Below are 16056 nucleotides of genomic sequence, written 5' to 3'. Positions count from 1 at the left end.
ACCACATGACCGATCGTTTTTTAGTTCAAAATCTCTTTGGTATTGAAGGTTTGAACATTGCCTGGTATGGGGCAATTATTGCCTTCGGCATTATCCTGGGAGTATGGTTAGCCAGCCGGGAAGCAGAGCGGCAGGGATTAAAAGGGGATATGATCTTCGATTTTTTAATCATCGTTCTGCCCTTGGCAATCATCGGGGCCAGGGCTTATTATGTCATCTTTGAATGGGCCAACTACGCCGATGATCCCATGCGCATCTTTGCCATCCGCGAAGGCGGCTTGGCTATTTACGGCGGTGTGATCGGCGGCTTTATCGGGGCGTTGATCTTTGCCAAAAGAAATGGCTTTCCTTTGTTTAGGCTGATCGATATGGTGGTGCCCAGTTTAATTTTAGGACAAGCCATTGGCCGTTGGGGGAATTTTATGAACCAGGAGGCTTTCGGCAACCTGGTCACCAATCCTAACCTGCAGTTTTTTCCCTATGCTGTGTTGATCGACCGGTTAGGGGAATGGCACCAAGCCACTTTTTTCTATGAAAGCATGTGGAATCTGGCTGTTTTTGCTGTGCTCATCTATTTTCGCAAGAGAACGAAATTTACCGGGCAGCTGTTGGCCACCTATTTCATCGGGTATGGGCTGGGACGGTTTTGGATTGAAGGGCTGCGCACGGACAGTCTTTACCTGATTCCCGGGTTGCGGGTATCCCAAGCTTTATCCTTAATCCTGATTACTGTGGGCATTCTGATGTTCGTTTTCCGCAAAAGATTGTTTAAAGAGCATTTGGACTATGAAGGGAAATATCTGATGGACAGCAATGGATAATTCTTGTTGATAAACTCTTCGACATTCATTATAATCATCTTTGTGAATTTATTTGAAATGGGAGGTCTTAACATGGGAAAAGCCTTGATTATTGGGGCCGGCGGTGTGGCCAATGTGGTCGCCCACAAATGCTGTCAAGTTCCTGAGGTGTTTGAGGAAATTTGCATTGCGAGCCGGACGCTGAAAAAATGCGAGGATATTCGAGATAAATTAACCGGCAGCCGGACTAAAGTCAGGGTCGCTCAGGTTGATGCCGATCAGACAGAAGAAGTCATCCAACTCATTAAGGAGTTTCAACCGGAGCTGGTGATCAACGTGGCCCTTCCTTATCAGGACCTGACCATTATGGAGGCCTGTCTGGCCACCGGCGTTCATTATGTGGACACTGCCAACTATGAACCCCCCAATGTGCCGAAGTTTGAATACAAATGGCAATGGGCCTACCGGGAAAAATTTGCCCAAGCCGGATTAACGGCTTTATTGGGAAGCGGTTTTGATCCCGGGGTAACCGGTGTTTTCTGCGCCTATGCCCAAAAGCACTATTTTGATGAGATTCATACCATCGATATTGTCGATGCCAATGGCGGGGATCATGGTTATCCTTTCGCCACTAATTTCAACCCGGAGATCAATATTCGGGAAATCACCGCCAAGGGTCGTTACTATAAAGAGGGAGAATGGATTGAAACCGATCCCCTGTCCGTGAAGAAGGTCTATGATCTTGAGGAGATTGGGCCCAAGAATATCTACCTGCTCTATCATGAAGAGCTGGAATCTTTAGCACAGAATATTAAGGGAATCAAACAGATCCGTTTCTGGATGACCTTCTCCGATAATTATCTCAACCATTTAAAGGTTCTGGAAAATGTGGGCATGACCTCCATCGAACCTATTGAGTTTGAGGGTCAGCAAATCATTCCCCTCCATTTCCTCAAGGCTGTCCTGCCTGATCCGGCCTCCCTGGGACCGCGAACCAAGGGCAAAACCAATATCGGCTGCATTATCCAAGGAGTCAAGGATGGTCAGCCCCGCACCTATTATGTCTACAATATCTGCGATCACCAGGAATGCTATGCTGAAGTGGGCTCTCAGGCTATCTCCTATACCACCGGGGTACCGGCCATGATCGGCGCTAAGTTGATTATGGAAGGAAAATGGCAGAAGCCCGGCGTTTATAATGTTGAAGAGTTTGATCCCGATCCCTTTATGGCAGACCTGAATAAGTACGGATTGCCTTGGCGGGAAGATTTTGCCCCCACATTATTGGATGAGGAATAAAGTCATGAATATAAAAGAACTACCCACACCCAGTTATGTGGTGGATGAAAACCTGCTCAGGAGAAATCTGGAGATTTTGCAATCTGTTCAAGAGCGGACAGGGTGCAAGATCCTGCTGGCCTTGAAAGGATTTTCCATGCATGCTGTGTTTCCTTTGGTGGGCCAATACCTGAAGGGTATCGCCGCCAGCTCCTTGTTTGAGGCGCGACTTGGCGTTGCAGAGATGGGCAAGGAAGTTCATGTCTACTCACCGGCCTATATCGAAGAGGAGTTTGACGAGCTGCTGGGGTATTGTGATCATATGGTGTTTAACTCCTTTGATCAGTGGCGCAAATTCAAAGATAAGGTGAAAAACCATCCTGGCCACATTGAATGTGGAATTCGGGTTAATCCTGAGTATTCGGAGATTGCCACGGATATCTATAACCCCTGCTATCAGAATTCCCGGCTGGGAGTGACCCTGGCCAATTTCAGGCCTGAAGAACTTGAGGGAATTGATGGACTGCATTTCCATACCCTATGTGAACAGAACTCGGATACCTTGGAACGCACCCTTAAAGTGGTGGAAGAGAAATTCGGTGAACATCTCCGGAAGATGAAATGGCTGAATCTGGGCGGCGGCCATCATATTACCCGCCCTGATTATGATATTGAGACCCTGGTCCGCTGTATCCTTTATTTACGGGAAAAATACGGGGTGGAGATCTATCTGGAGCCAGGAGAGGCCATCGCCTTAAATACAGGGTTCCTAGTCACCAAGGTGCTGGATATCGTGGATAATGGAATGAAGATCGCCCTGCTTGACGCTTCGGCGGCCTGCCATATGCCCGATGTCCTGGAGATGCCCTATCGTCCGGCGATTATCAATGGAGGGGAGCCGGGGGAACATCCCTACACCTATCGGTTGGGCGGCAATACCTGCCTGGCCGGGGATGTGATCGGCGACTATTCCTTTGCCGAACCCTTAAAGCCGGGGGACAAGCTTATCTTCTGCGATATGGCTCATTACACCATGGTCAAGAATAATATGTTCAACGGGGTAAATTTGCCCAATATTATGCTCTATAATGAAGAAGAAGGCTTTAAAATGGTGCGCCGTTTTGGCTATGAGGATTTCAAAAACCGATTATCTTAGCTGGAGCTGAAGGGCCTGTCGCCAAACGTTGCATACGTAGGGCGGCAGGCCTTTTGCTATCTTTTTAGGCGGCACTGGTAGAGGATGAAAAACGCGAATCGGATTGCGTAGCCGCACTGCACAGACCCAAAATCCTGGAGAATCAGCTTTCGGCCCTTTTTCTGAGTAGTATTGAAACAGGAAGGAGAGACGCTAAGGTGAGTCGAATTATAGAGGGGCAGAGTTTACAAGCGTAACAACGGAGGTAAGTAATGAAAAAAAACATAGTCCCGATTATAATTTCCATACTCATCCTTTTACAGGTGGTGACCCTGGTCCGGATCGGAGATCTGCAGGATGAACTCCAAAATACACGGAATCAACTTATGGATATGACATCTGCCCAGTCAAGCCAGATCAACAGTATTTACGCCAATATCGATTCGATGCTGAAACGCCAGGCAAGCATTATCGATAGCTATGATTATGCATTGGGAACTTTTGACCGAGACAGTCTCACTGTCCCCGTAACCTTTAACATCTCACCTAAGGAAACGAAGGCGGAGACTCTTGCCACCTTATATGTATCAGGTCAAAGTACGGAAATGGCCAGAAGCGGAACCAGCTTTTCCGGCACCCTCCCGGTAAATATTTTTGATACCATTGATGCTAAGGTGGTCATAGCAGATGACGGCACGGAGAGAACCGAAAAATTGGAGGTATGGGAGGACCTGCGCGCCAGGGTGCTGCCGGCTGTCCAGGCAAGATTTGAGCGTGAAAGCGGAACGATCTATAGAAAGACACCTGCTGAATCATCCGGTGAGTATCGCAGCAAAGGGAACTTGAGCATGGTGGTAACGCCGGTACAAAATAATACCATAGAGAAAGCACGCTTTGTTGTGGATGTGGATGGCAGTATTGTTTCCGAAAAGGCTTTGAATTCTGGTGGTCTAGGGACTGAGATTGACGAAAAAATTACCCTTTCCGCAGGCCAAACCTTAACCCTGGCAGCCCTGGCAACAGATAGCTTTGGCTTGATTCATAAGGTGATTTTAGATAAATTCACTTTGGATGAACATGCTGAACCTGTTCGCGGCGATGAATGGATGTGGATGGGTGAGGTTATTATTATGGACAATGAGGGAAAGATTCTCTATGCGCCTCAGTATGATAAGGTGAACTAGGATGTGAAAAAAACATTGACAAATGGTCATCCATAGTATATTGTGATCATACAAGTTAGCTGTTGCTAACTTGCGGCTGCTCAAAAATTTCCGTCAAGTGCTTAGCTGAAGAAGAAAAAGAAAGATCAATTAATTTTTTATGAGGAATGATGCCGGCATCATTCCTCATACCAGTTAAGGGATGTCTCCTGTGTGCTTAGTTTTAAAGAGCGGGAGTGATGAAGGTGATCAAAAAATATATGTGTATAGGCTTGGGATTGCTGTGTTTCGGACTGGGTGCTGTCGGTGTCCTTTTGCCTCTGCTGCCAACCACACCCTTTCTCCTGGCCGCAGCCTTTTTCTTTGCCAGGGGTTCAGAAAAATTCAACACTTGGTTTTTAGGAACAGAGTTGTATAAAAACCATCTGGAGAGTTTTGTCAGCACCCGCTCCATGACCTTTAAAACGAAAGCAAGCATACTGGCCTTCGCGTCAGCCATGCTTCTCCTCGCTTTTGTTTTCACTAACAGTATTTTGGCCAGAGTTCTGATCGCCGGCATGTTTATCTTTAAATACTATTATTTTACTTTTCATATCACTACATTAAAAAAAGATGAAAGAGCCAATGAATAAAATTAATCATTTTTTAAGATTTTCTTTAGGAGTTCTTTAATTCTCTGTGTCATAATTAAGCATGTCATTTAATTTAAATTCATGGAGGAAGAACTCATTATGCAAACATATTATTTATATATCGTATTGACCCGCACCACTACCGTTCTGTCCAGGCTTATTCATCTGTTGAAGAAAGACGACTATACCCATGCGGCGCTGTCCCTGGACAGCGATCTGAATCATATGTACAGTTTTGGCAGAAGGAATCCTTATAACCCTTTTATCGGGCGGTTCAGAAGGGAAGATATCCATGAAGGGGTTTATGGCTTCTGTGAGAATTTACCCGGCGCTATTGTTGAAGTCGAGGTAACCAAGCAGCAGTATGACAAAGTGAAAGAAGTGTTGGATCACTTTATTGCGCATAGTGATCGTTATAAATATAATTACCGGGGCCTTTGGGATAGTATATGGGATAAGCCCTTGTCCAGTGAGGATCGCTTTATGTGTTCGGAATTTGTGTACTATGTCTTAAAGGAAAGCGGTGTTATGGATTTACAGATACCCAGAAACCTGGTAAGGCCGCAAAACCTGCTCCATGCCGAAGGCCGGATCATCTATCAAGGTGACCTGAAAGCAGTGAAACCCCGGACAACCATCGATCTGTATGCCAATGAGGTGGGGAGAAGAGGGCTTAAGATTAATGCATTATGATCGTATTTGTGCTATACTCTTATGATGTATGCAAATACAAAAATAAAGATCATAAAGGCGGGCATAAATTGATTAGTGTTAATAACGTGAGCTTAAGATATGGCGGGCGGAAGCTCTTTGAAGATGTCTCTTTGAAATTCACGCCAGGTAATTGTTATGGCGTGATTGGCGCTAACGGTGCCGGAAAAAGCACTTTTCTCAAAATTCTTTCGGGAGAAGTTGAGCCGAACTCCGGAGATGTGACCATCGCGCCGGGAGTCCGGCTATCGATGCTCAAGCAGGATCATTACCAGTATGATCAGTATACGGTTTTAGATACGGTCATTATGGGCAACCAGCGGCTTTATGCCATCATGAAGGAGAAGGAAGTCCTCTACGGGAAAGCTGATTTTACAGATGAGGACGGAATCAAGGCTGCGGAGCTGGAGCATGAATTCGGAGAGATGAACGGCTGGGAAGCGGAGTCCGAAGCCTCGACTCTTTTACAAGGCCTGGGCATCGGCACAGAGCTGCATGAGAAGGCTATGTCTGAACTGACCGGTGTGGAAAAGATTAAGGTGCTTTTGGCTCAGGCTCTTTTCGGCAATCCCGGCATCCTCATTTTGGACGAGCCCACCAACCATTTGGATATCCAATCCATCCGCTGGCTGGAGGAGTTTTTGATCGAATTTGAGGGAACGGTCATCGTCGTTTCCCATGACAGGCACTTTCTCAATAAGATTTGTACCCATATGGCGGATGTGGACTTTGGCAAGATCAAGCTTTATGTGGGCAATTATGATTTTTGGTATGAATCCAGTCAGTTAGCCCTGCAAATGACCCGGGATCTTAACAAAAAGAAAGAAGAAAAGGCCAAACAGCTTAAGGAGTTTATTGCCCGCTTCAGCGCCAATGCCTCCAAATCCAAACAGGCCACTTCCCGGAAAAAGATGCTGGATAAGCTGAATATCGAAGATATTGAACCTTCCAACCGCAAATATCCCTATGTAGGCTTTAAACCGGAGCGGGAAGTGGGCAATGATATCCTGACGGTAGAAGGTTTGAGCAAAACCATCGATGGAGTTAAGGTCTTGGATAATGTCAGCTTTATTCTGAGCAAAGGGGATAAAGTCGCTTTGGTAGGCACCAATGAAGGGGCCTATACCGCTCTGCTCCAGATACTGGCCGGAGAAATGGAGCCGGACAGCGGCAGCTATAAATGGGGCGTCACCATTACCAAGGCCTATTTCCCCAAGGATAACACAGAGTATTTTCAGGATGTGGACTTGAGCCTGGTGGATTGGCTGCGGCAGTTTTCCGCGGATAAAACCGACACCTATGTCCGTGGTTTTCTGGGCAAGATGCTCTTTTCCGGGGAAGAAGCCCTGAAATCCCTTAAAGTCCTTTCCGGCGGCGAGCGGGTCAGGTGCATGCTGGCTAAAATGATGCTGAGTCAGGCCAATGTGCTGCTTTTGGACCAGCCCACCAATCACTTGGATCTGGAATCCATCACAGCCCTGAACAATGGGCTGACGGATTATAAAAGCAATATTATCTTTACCTCCCATGACCATCAATTCATCCAGACCATTGCCAACCGCATTATTCAGATCACTCCTGAAGAGATGCTCGATGTTCGGTTGACCTATGATGAGTTTCTGGATAACCTGGCTATCGGATAATGAAGGGGATAAAGACAGATTAGGAATGCCGGCGGCATTCCTTTTTGCTTCCTCAATGTCAGCCATCCCAACTTCACCGGGAAAATTAATCGTTGTTCTTGGAAATCGAGAGGTGATTCCTGAAATATAGCGAATTATCAAGTTACTGGGATTTGATAGGTTTTTATTGGTTCATGAGGGCTCGATAGGAGATGCGTAGTGTGGAAGATGTTGATATGAAAAATTTTCTGGAAACGATTGAGGATATGATCCTCATTATTAATCGGGAAGGAAGATTATTATATGCAAATACTGCCGTGCCTAAGAAGCTGGGCTATCCTCATGAAGAATTAATGAGCATGCATATCCTGACCATTACCAGCGCCGGTAAGATGGCTGAAGGTGAAAAGATCTTAGCTGAGCTGTTTGCGGGCAAAAAAGAGAGTCTCCCTTTGTCCCTGGAAAAAAAGGAGGGAACCTCCATCCCTGCAAAAGCGCGTATCTGGCAGGGGAAGTGGCATAATGAGCCTTGTCTTTTTGCCATCATTAAGGATTTGTCAAAAGAAGAAAGAGCTTCTTCAACCCCATTCCTGGAGCCTGATGAGATTCATACAGGGATCAGCGGGGCGGCTTGGTGCGAAAAGCCTGATTTCGCCAGCGATATATCCTGTGAGCTAAAAGATGAAGAACCCTCCAAACCCAGAGTGTTAATCGTGGATGATCAGCTTTTTAATTTGAAGCTTTTAGAAAGTGCTCTTAAAGAAGATTACATCGTGATGACCGCCGACAACGGGATTGAGGCCTTAGAGCTGGCCACGGGAAAAAGCCAGCCCGATATTATCCTGCTGGATATTATTATGCCGGTGATGGATGGCTATGAAGTATGCATTCGTCTGCGGGAAATGCCGGAGACGCGGGATATTCCGGTAATTTTCCTTAGCGCTCTCAAAAACGAAAAGAATGAGGAGTATGCTCTGCAATTGGGGGTAGTGGATTATATCACGAAGCCCTTCAGCTTGCCCATCATCAAAGGCCGGCTCCGAAACCATGTGGAGCAAAAGAAATACAGGGATCGGCAAAAAGAAAATAGCTATATTGATGAATTGACGCAAATTGCCAATCGTCGGAAATTCAATGAAACGGTGACTATAGAGTGGAATCGGGCCAGGCGTAACGGGAATAGCTTATCCGTATTGATGATCGATGTGGATTGTTTTAAAAAGTACAATGATTTTTACGGTCACTTGGAGGGGGATAAATGCCTCTATAAAATTGCCCAAACCTTAAAGTCAAATGTAAAGCGCTCTTCAGATTTGGTAGCCAGATGGGGCGGGGAAGAGTTTGCCTGCGTTCTTACGGATACGGATCGGATTGGCGCTATGCTGGTGGGTGAACGTTTGCGCAGGGCTGTCGTCAAGCTGAATATCCCATCCGAAATTTCCGATGTGGATAGAGTGGTCACGGCCAGCATCGGTGTGGCCACGGCGTTGCCTTCCGTGGATAACTCCTTGGAGGAACTGCTGCATAAGGCTGATATGGCTCTATATAAAGCCAAGAAAACCGGAAGAAATTGTGTATGCACGCCATAACCCCAACAGCCATGCCATGTAGACACGTTTAGCCCTTTCGTTTACAATATAGAATGAGATTTGCCTGACATAATGGCTTTACATAGAGAAAGTTGGGAAGAAATTATCCATGGACAATAAATCATACCGAAAAGTGCCCAAAGGTAATAAGAAAGATAAGTATAAAGATAAGGATAAAAATAAAGATAAAATTCAAGATAAAAATAAAAAAGAAACAGTAAATAAAGAGGATAACAGAATCCCTCCCCGTCATCCGGTATGGAATGTTTGGCAAGGGCTTTTTCTGCTGCTCATTATCTATGGAATTGAATTCTTTCTCGGTTGGCTTAGAACTCCTAAGGATTTAGATCAATTAGAGGGGTTCTTTCGCTTTTTGACCGTGGGAATGGGTGAGGCTCTGCTTTACCTTATCATCATTTTATGTTTTTTTAAGCTCATCCGCCGTCCTCTCAGAGAGTTAGGTCTGGTCAGACCTCATGTTCGCTATATTCTACTGGGGCTGATGATGGGAGTTTTTCTCCTGGTGGTCGTAGGGCTGATCGGGAATTTCCTGGCCAACAAATTAGGAACACCTGCGCCCCAAAGCTTCACCCTCGTGCTTATGGGTGCTCAATACGATTGGCAGCTGATGCTGCTTATTATCCTGGGCGGCATGATTGCTCCGATCAAGGAAGAGGTTTTTTTTCGGGGAATTTTTTATCCACCCTTTCGCCAAGGCTATGGCAGGGGTAAAGGGATTCTTTTTACGGCGGGGCTTTTCGCTTTGCTGCATTTTGATGTTCTGCGCTTTATTCCCTTACTGGTGGGGGGAGTCGTTTTAACCTGGCTCTACGAAAAGACCGGCAGCCTCTGGCCTTCGATTATCGCCCATGGCACCTGGAATACGCTCATGGCTTTAATGGTGTGGATACAACGGTAGAGAGGGGTAATTTTAGAGTCGATATTTGTAGAAAATCGAAGAAAAATATGGTAACTATTTTCTTGCCAGTGAGATTATTAGTGCTATAATTAAATTAAAAAATTGTAGACAATCTACAATTTAAAAAGGAAATTTGCGAGAAGATAGGGATGAGGATCCGTATGGAGAGAGCTAAGGCTGGGTTTGAAGCATTAGTATCAGAATTCAAAGAGACTGTTTTGGTTGATTTTCTGGGAGTTATGGCCATCTATAGAAATGGTGAAAAAGTCGAAGCAGTGGTAAAAGCAGAAGCAGCTCCTGAAAAAATTGAGGAAATGATCAGGGGGTATAATACCAAGAGGTGGGCGCATGCTGAATAATGCTTATGATCGGAATAATGCTTATGATCGATTAAATCATATGATCACCTATTCAAAAGCAAATCTAAGTGAGACCGTGGTCTCCTATGTGAAGAATAAGATTCTTACCGGGGAATTGAAGAGCGGGGATCGGCTGGTTGAAACGGATATATCAGAAGAGCTGGGGATAAGCAGAGCCCCTATACGCGAGGCCTTAAGAGAGTTGAATATGCGGGGAATCCTGATATTTTTGCCCAAGAAGGGCAGTCAGGTGCTTAATTTAGGTTATAAAGACATTGAAGAAATCCTGTCCATAAGAATTCCGCTGGAGATGCAGGTGCTGACCCTTATTTTTAAAAAATCCCTTTTACAGGAACAGGAATTAGATTATCTGGAGAAGCTGAATCAGGAGATGATCAGGGCAGACAAGGAAATGGCCATGGATGTCAGGGAGAAAAACTATATTTTTAATACCTGTGATTTGGCTTTTCATGAATTTTTCTGGAAACGATCAGAAAGCCTGCGCAGGGTGGAGATTTTAGAAAACCAATACTTCCAATTGCTGGCGGCGATGAACAGGGATATATCAACATTAGGCTCAGTTATGGAAAAACATGATGAACATAAAAGGATCATCGAGGCCTGCCGTACAGGGGTGCTTGATCAGGTGTTAGCCGCCTTTCAGGCACATATGGCTCCGTATCTAAAAGCGATTATAAAACTTGAAAATCAGACCGGCAAATAGAGTCATAAACAGGTTACTTTGTTGTTTAAATGTGCTATAATATAAAAAGAGATATCCAAAGGCGGCGACCTTGGATATCTTTTTTAGATCTTAGGGATATAGAATTAATTGCGGACAGAAAAAGTGCCCTGCCTTTACAGGAGGGGGGTACTTTTTTCTTTGGGCGGTTTTTTCTATAGCTGTAAAAAACAGGAGGAGATTAGTATGTTATTAATTAAAAATGGAACGCTGCTTACGATGACAGGTGAACCGATTGAGAATGGCCAACTGCTCGTGGATAAGGGCAGAATCATTGCCGTGGGCAAGGATTTGAGCATTCCCGAACATTGTCCGACCCTTGATGCTGAAGGCGGTTTTATCATGCCTGGTATGATTGACGCTCACTGCCATGCAGGTATGTGGGAGGACGGGCTGGATTTTGAGGGAGCGGACGGCAATGAAGGTACTGACCCGGCGACACCCCACCTTAGGGCCATCGATGCTATTAATCCGAGGGACAGAGCTTTGACGGAAGCCTATGAACATGGCGTGACCTGCATCTGCACCGGTCCCGGCAGTGCCAATGTGATAGGTGGGCAATTTGCCACGATTAAAACCAAAGGGACAAGAATCGATAAGATGATTCTCCAGGAAACGGCGGCGATGAAGGTTGCTTTCGGTGAAAATCCGAAGAAAAGATACAGTGCCAAGCAACAAAGCCCTTCGACAAGAATGGCCACCGCAGCGATCTGGAGAGAGTATTTGTTTAAAACCAAAAATTATCTGGAGAATAAAGAGAAGGGTTCAGGGTTTGATCTGAAGCTGGAAAGCTTGATCCCGGTGGTGAAAGGTGAGCTGAATGTCAAAGCCCATGTGCACAGAGCCGATGATATTTTCACGGCAATTCGCATTGCCAAAGAGTTTGGCCTTAAGATGACCCTGGAGCACTGCACTGAAGGGCATTTAATCGCTGATGAGCTGGCGGAAGAAGGCTTTTCCGTCATCGCAGGGCCCTTCATCGGCCCCAGGGGAAAAGTGGAGTTAAAAGAACTGACCTTTGCTACCCCGGCGATCCTGCATAAAGCCGGGCTGAAAATAGCCTTGATGACCGACCATCCGGTTGTTCCCGTACATTATCTGCCGGTGTGCGCGGCCTTGGCGGTCAAAGCGGGACTGGCTGAAGAGACGGCCCTTAAGGCCATAACTCTGAATCCTGCTGAAATCCTGGGGATTTCGGAGCGGGTAGGTTCCCTGGAGGCGGGTAAAGACGCAGATATTGCGGTCTTTGACCGGCATCCCTTGGATGTTCAGGCGCAAACCACCTGGGTGCTGATCGATGGTGAGGTTGTCTTTAAGCGGGGATACCCTGGCGATAGTCAGCGATAAGCAGAGATGGTTAGTGAGGTAAGAAGAATAGAATAGCTGAAAATAACCGACTCTAAATTCAAATCACCTTCTTCAAAGGGCAAAACAACAAAGATCATCTAAGGAAAGGGGTTCGAAATATGGCGGAAAGAAATATTCTTGCGTATTTCAACACGGTGGAACAAGCTGAAGTTATCGCCAACCGCATCAAAGATTTAGGAATAACGGATGTACAGATTGATCGAATTCATAAGTTCTCTGAAGGGACCGCTGATCATCTCATGAATCCACTCACCGGTCAGATGGGCAGCTTAGCGGATTTAACCCTGGGCAGTGGCGGCGGGGGTGCAGGTCCTTTAATGGCAGCCGATACTTCAGCCAGCGGCATGAGTGATGGGGGCGGAACAGCCGCCTCTGGCCGGGATATCTTACTGGCGGCGATTGTCGATGAGTCCCAATTCGAGCAGCTGCGCCAGGAAATTCGTGCTCAAGACGGCCTCATCTGATCACCCAAAAAGCTTCCGGTCTCAGGGCAATCTGAGGCCGGACTTTTTCATGTACTGAAGACAAGTTGAATAGAGCTGCCGTCATAGCAGTGTTTTGTTATTTAATGGCTATCCGATGGATAGCTTTTATGGCATAATGAAGAATATTTAGGTCATATTCATTTCCAAAAAACTGATATGATGGATATGGAGTCGATCATTGGATGAGAAAAATGCTGATAGCGCTTGTTGCAGTGAGTTTCGGGTGTTTTCTTCTGCTTTTTGGCCTGTTGGAGACCACGGATAATAAAGTCCTCAAATCAGAACTATCTCAGCAAGGGGTTCTGGATTTGCGGGATTGGGATGCTGCTTCCGATCAGGTTGTTCCCTTGGACGGACAATGGGAATTTTATTGGAATCAGCTGCTGGAACCGGGTGGAGAACCTGATTCCGCGGCAAATGTTATTCAAGTTCCGGGTTTTTGGCGAAATGATATGGCAACCAGGATTGACCATGCCAGGGGAGCCGCTACCTATCGCCTGACGATCAAACTGAAGCCTTCGGATACGGTTTATGGGCTGAGGATTTCCAACATCCGGATGGCCAGCGCGATCTATGTGAATGGAAATCAGGCGGGGGGGAGCGGTAAGCCCGCTTTAACCCAGGATGAGTATCAATACGAGAATAAGCCGTATAATGTATTTTTTCCCGTGCAGGGGGATACGGCGGAAATTTTGATTCATGTGGCCAACTATGAAAATAATCAGGGAGGGATTCCCTATCGTCTATATTTCGGCAGTGCCCAAGGCATTCATACCTTAAATACCAATACGACCCTGCTTAATGTGAGCCTGATTGTGTCCCTGCTCATGCTGGGGTGCTATCAGCTGAGTGTCTTTATTATCCGCAGAGAGGAAAAAGGTCCCCTCTATTTTGGCTTAAGCTGCGTCGTGATTGCCTGGTCGTATGCCTCTACCGGGGACAGGCTCCTGATTGAGTACTTTAACCTGCCCACGGAAATCTATTATAAGATCCAGGCCATCTCTTTGTACTCTTCCCTGATTCCCATGGCCATGTTCATCAAAACCATGTGCAAAGGACTGATCCCCCGCTGGCTGACCAAGGGTATTATCTATGGGATGGGTTTGTATAGCGGTGTTGTCCTTGTCACGCCCTTCCAATGGTATTCCCCCTTCAATTTATTGTTCAGCTTTATTCAAATGGCGGCTAACATCATCATCGTCGGGCTGTTGCTCTATTCTTTCCGGCAGGGAAGATACGGCGAATTCAACCGGAAAAGCCTGGGACTCTTTATCCTGGCCTTGGGCTGCTATCTTCTGGGTTTAATCGACTATGGGCTCTATCTGAGCAGTGTGGTTCTTGATTATAAACTAGGATATTATGCGATTTTGAGCTTTTGTTTTCTGGCTTCATTCATCATGTCGTACCAATTTTCCGAAGCCTATAAGACCATTGAAAGCATGGCTGCAGAGCTTCAGCAAGCCGACAAGCAAAAAGACGAGTTTTTGCTCCATACCTCCCATGAGTTTCAAACTCCTCTCCACGGCATTATTAATTTGTCCCAGTCCATGCTGGAGATCGAGGGGGAACTGAGCGAAAATCATCTGCAGAATCTGGCTGTGATCAGGGACACTTCCCGAAAGCTGTCCGCTTTGGTCCGCGATATTCTGGACCTGGATAAAATCAAGCGCAATGAATTGACGGTTCATCCGGCTGAGGTCGATGTCCGGGTGACCGTTTCCCTGGTCTTTGATTTACTTAAGCACTTGATCACAGCGAAAAAAATCAGGCTGATCAATAGGGTTCCTGAGGATTTGCCTTTTGTTTATGCGGATGAGAACCGGCTGCGGCAGATTATCCATAACCTGGTCGGCAATGCCATGAAGTTTACCAGTGCGGGAACGATTGCCATTTCCGCCCAGGTCCTGGAGAACCATGTGAAAATTATGGTTGAGGATACCGGAGTGGGAATTGCCCCATCCGACTGGGATACGGTTTTTCAACTTTTCGAGCAGGCCCACTCTCCCAATGAGTATGGTGGGACAGGCTTAGGGCTTTTTATTTGCCGGAGATTGGTGCAGATGATGGACGGGGAAATTTATATCGATTGGTCCGAGCCGGAGCGGGGAACCCGGATAGCCTTTACTCTGCCGCTGGCGGCTAAAGGTTCGTGCTCTGCCCCGGCGGCCGTCCGGCCCCCGGAAAAATACCTAATGGATGAACCCTGGGGCAGGACGGAGCTGCCCCAGGGAGGCACGGGCAAGTTCACGCTGCTGGCTGTGGATGATGATTCGGCCAACCTGCAGGTCTTAGCCCGCTTATTCGCTAATGAACCGTATAACGTGCTTTGGGCGACCAATGGGCTGGAAGCCTTGGAGCTGTTAAAAAGCCGTTCGGATATCGATTTGGTTCTGCTGGATGTGATGATGCCCAGAATGTCAGGCTATGAGGTGTGCCGGGAGATCAGGCGGCAGTTTTCCCTGTTTGAATTGCCGGTTATCTTATTGACAGTGCGCCATTCTCCCGGCGATATCGCGGCAGGCTTTAAGGCCGGAGCTAATGATTTTATGATCAAGCCTTTCGACGCCCTGGAGGTACGAGCCAGGACCGAAACCCTCCTGCAGCTGAAACAGTCGGTTGCAGCCGCCTTGAAGGCAGAAATGGATTTTCTCCAATCACAGATTAAGCCCCACTTCCTGTTCAACGCGCTAAACGCCATTATCACCTTATGCGGGACGGATGGGCTGCGGGCGGAGCAGCTGATAACCCATTTGAGCTATTACTTAAGGCGATGCTTTGAGCCCCGGACGGATAGTTTCTTGCTTTTGCAAGATGAACTCCGGCTGGTGGAAGCCTATGTGGAAATTGAAAAGGCCAGATTTGAGGACCGCCTTACTGTGTTGTATGAGGTTGATCCGGGCGCTTTGCTGAAGAGGATCCTGCCTCTCACCATCCAGCCTTTGGTGGAGAATGCCATCCGCCATGGGGTGATGAAGCGTGAGGAGGGGGGAACCATCCGTCTGACCATCCAATTGGCAGGGGATAGGGTTCACGTTGAAGTGTGGGACAATGGGGTGGGAATAAGAGAAGAGCAATTAAAGAATTTGTGGCTGAGCGATAACTCCTCTTCCGAGAGGCGGGGAGTGGGGCTGGCCAATATCCAGCGACGGTTGAAGCACTTCTGCGGGGAAGAATTGCATGTAACCAGTCGGGAAGGAGAATGGACCAAGGTTCAGTTTTGTTTCCGAGGGTGACCTGCTTCACTGGCAGCAGC

Annotated in this window: 14 protein-coding genes; all 14 read left to right on the top strand. The window is 46.8% G+C overall.

Annotation, left to right across the window (positions count from 1 at the left end; genetic code table 11):
* Window positions 1-5: 5 nt before the first annotated feature.
* The gene (gene lgt, locus DESLBE_RS09100) at window positions 6-821 is read left to right on the top strand and encodes a prolipoprotein diacylglyceryl transferase (protein ID WP_005812530.1); all 816 of its coding nucleotides are present in this window, start codon (window positions 6-8) and stop codon (window positions 819-821) included.
* 72 nt (window positions 822-893) lie between these two features.
* Entirely contained in the window at window positions 894-2099 is a 1206-nt protein-coding gene (locus tag DESLBE_RS09095) for a saccharopine dehydrogenase family protein (RefSeq protein WP_011461406.1), read from the top strand.
* Between the two features lie 4 nt (window positions 2100-2103).
* Window positions 2104-3234, top strand: coding sequence for a carboxynorspermidine decarboxylase (gene nspC, locus DESLBE_RS09090; RefSeq protein WP_144676356.1), 1131 nt, complete (start codon window positions 2104-2106; stop codon window positions 3232-3234).
* A gap of 251 nt (window positions 3235-3485) precedes the next feature.
* Complete coding sequence (locus tag DESLBE_RS09085; RefSeq protein ID WP_144676354.1) at window positions 3486-4397, top strand: hypothetical protein; 912 nt, start codon at window positions 3486-3488, stop codon at window positions 4395-4397.
* A gap of 218 nt (window positions 4398-4615) precedes the next feature.
* Window positions 4616-5008, top strand: a complete 393-nt coding sequence (locus DESLBE_RS09080; protein ID WP_005812538.1) for a YbaN family protein — start codon at window positions 4616-4618, stop codon at window positions 5006-5008.
* Window positions 5009-5089: 81 nt separating this feature from the next.
* Entirely contained in the window at window positions 5090-5701 is a 612-nt protein-coding gene (locus DESLBE_RS09075) for a hypothetical protein (RefSeq protein ID WP_005812540.1), read from the top strand.
* 68 nt (window positions 5702-5769) lie between these two features.
* Window positions 5770-7362 (top strand): ATP-binding cassette domain-containing protein, encoded by a 1593-nt coding sequence (locus tag DESLBE_RS09070; protein ID WP_144676352.1) that lies wholly within the window; start codon window positions 5770-5772, stop codon window positions 7360-7362.
* A 200-nt stretch (window positions 7363-7562) separates the two neighbouring features.
* On the top strand, window positions 7563-8930 hold the full coding sequence (locus DESLBE_RS09065) for a diguanylate cyclase (protein ID WP_144676350.1): 1368 nt from the start codon (window positions 7563-7565) through the stop codon (window positions 8928-8930).
* Window positions 8931-9039: 109 nt separating this feature from the next.
* Window positions 9040-9849, top strand: a complete 810-nt coding sequence (locus DESLBE_RS09060; RefSeq protein ID WP_144676348.1) for a CPBP family intramembrane glutamic endopeptidase — start codon at window positions 9040-9042, stop codon at window positions 9847-9849.
* A 161-nt stretch (window positions 9850-10010) separates the two neighbouring features.
* The gene (locus DESLBE_RS09055; protein ID WP_015943514.1) at window positions 10011-10208 is read left to right on the top strand and encodes a hypothetical protein; all 198 of its coding nucleotides are present in this window, start codon (window positions 10011-10013) and stop codon (window positions 10206-10208) included.
* The gene (locus DESLBE_RS09050; protein WP_144676345.1) at window positions 10198-10932 is read left to right on the top strand and encodes a GntR family transcriptional regulator; all 735 of its coding nucleotides are present in this window, start codon (window positions 10198-10200) and stop codon (window positions 10930-10932) included. Before DESLBE_RS09055 ends, DESLBE_RS09050 begins: the two co-directional genes overlap by 11 nt.
* A gap of 204 nt (window positions 10933-11136) precedes the next feature.
* Window positions 11137-12297, top strand: coding sequence for an amidohydrolase (locus DESLBE_RS09045; RefSeq protein ID WP_035213685.1), 1161 nt, complete (start codon window positions 11137-11139; stop codon window positions 12295-12297).
* A gap of 119 nt (window positions 12298-12416) precedes the next feature.
* A complete protein-coding gene (locus DESLBE_RS09040) occupies window positions 12417-12782 on the top strand; it encodes a hypothetical protein (RefSeq protein WP_005809690.1) in 366 nt (121 codons plus the stop codon).
* Window positions 12783-12985: 203 nt separating this feature from the next.
* Window positions 12986-16036, top strand: coding sequence for an ATP-binding protein (locus DESLBE_RS09035; protein ID WP_144676343.1), 3051 nt, complete (start codon window positions 12986-12988; stop codon window positions 16034-16036).
* The last annotated feature ends 20 nt before the right edge of the window (window positions 16037-16056 follow it).

Source organism: Desulfitobacterium sp. LBE (assembly GCF_007830365.1).
In the GTDB taxonomy this organism is placed as follows: Bacteria; Bacillota; Desulfitobacteriia; order Desulfitobacteriales; family Desulfitobacteriaceae; genus Desulfitobacterium; species Desulfitobacterium hafniense.
Note: the sequence above shows the minus strand (reverse complement) of the source record. Positions and strands in the feature narration are given on the sequence as shown.

Excerpts from the sequence above, each read along its gene's own strand:
- lgt (WP_005812530.1), top strand. The coding sequence starts at position 6 with ATGACCGATCGTTTTTTAGTTCAAAATCTCTTTGGTATTGAAGGTTTG.
- DESLBE_RS09095 (WP_011461406.1), top strand. The coding sequence starts at position 894 with ATGGGAAAAGCCTTGATTATTGGGGCCGGCGGTGTGGCCAATGTGGTC.
- nspC (WP_144676356.1), top strand. The coding sequence starts at position 2,104 with ATGAATATAAAAGAACTACCCACACCCAGTTATGTGGTGGATGAAAAC.
- DESLBE_RS09085 (WP_144676354.1), top strand. The coding sequence starts at position 3,486 with ATGAAAAAAAACATAGTCCCGATTATAATTTCCATACTCATCCTTTTA.
- DESLBE_RS09080 (WP_005812538.1), top strand. The coding sequence starts at position 4,616 with ATGAAGGTGATCAAAAAATATATGTGTATAGGCTTGGGATTGCTGTGT.
- DESLBE_RS09075 (WP_005812540.1), top strand. The coding sequence starts at position 5,090 with ATGGAGGAAGAACTCATTATGCAAACATATTATTTATATATCGTATTG.
- DESLBE_RS09060 (WP_144676348.1), top strand. The coding sequence starts at position 9,040 with ATGGACAATAAATCATACCGAAAAGTGCCCAAAGGTAATAAGAAAGAT.
- DESLBE_RS09055 (WP_015943514.1), top strand. The coding sequence starts at position 10,011 with ATGGAGAGAGCTAAGGCTGGGTTTGAAGCATTAGTATCAGAATTCAAA.
- DESLBE_RS09050 (WP_144676345.1), top strand. The coding sequence starts at position 10,198 with ATGCTGAATAATGCTTATGATCGGAATAATGCTTATGATCGATTAAAT.
- DESLBE_RS09045 (WP_035213685.1), top strand. The coding sequence starts at position 11,137 with ATGTTATTAATTAAAAATGGAACGCTGCTTACGATGACAGGTGAACCG.
- DESLBE_RS09040 (WP_005809690.1), top strand. The coding sequence starts at position 12,417 with ATGGCGGAAAGAAATATTCTTGCGTATTTCAACACGGTGGAACAAGCT.
- DESLBE_RS09035 (WP_144676343.1), top strand. The coding sequence starts at position 12,986 with ATGAGAAAAATGCTGATAGCGCTTGTTGCAGTGAGTTTCGGGTGTTTT.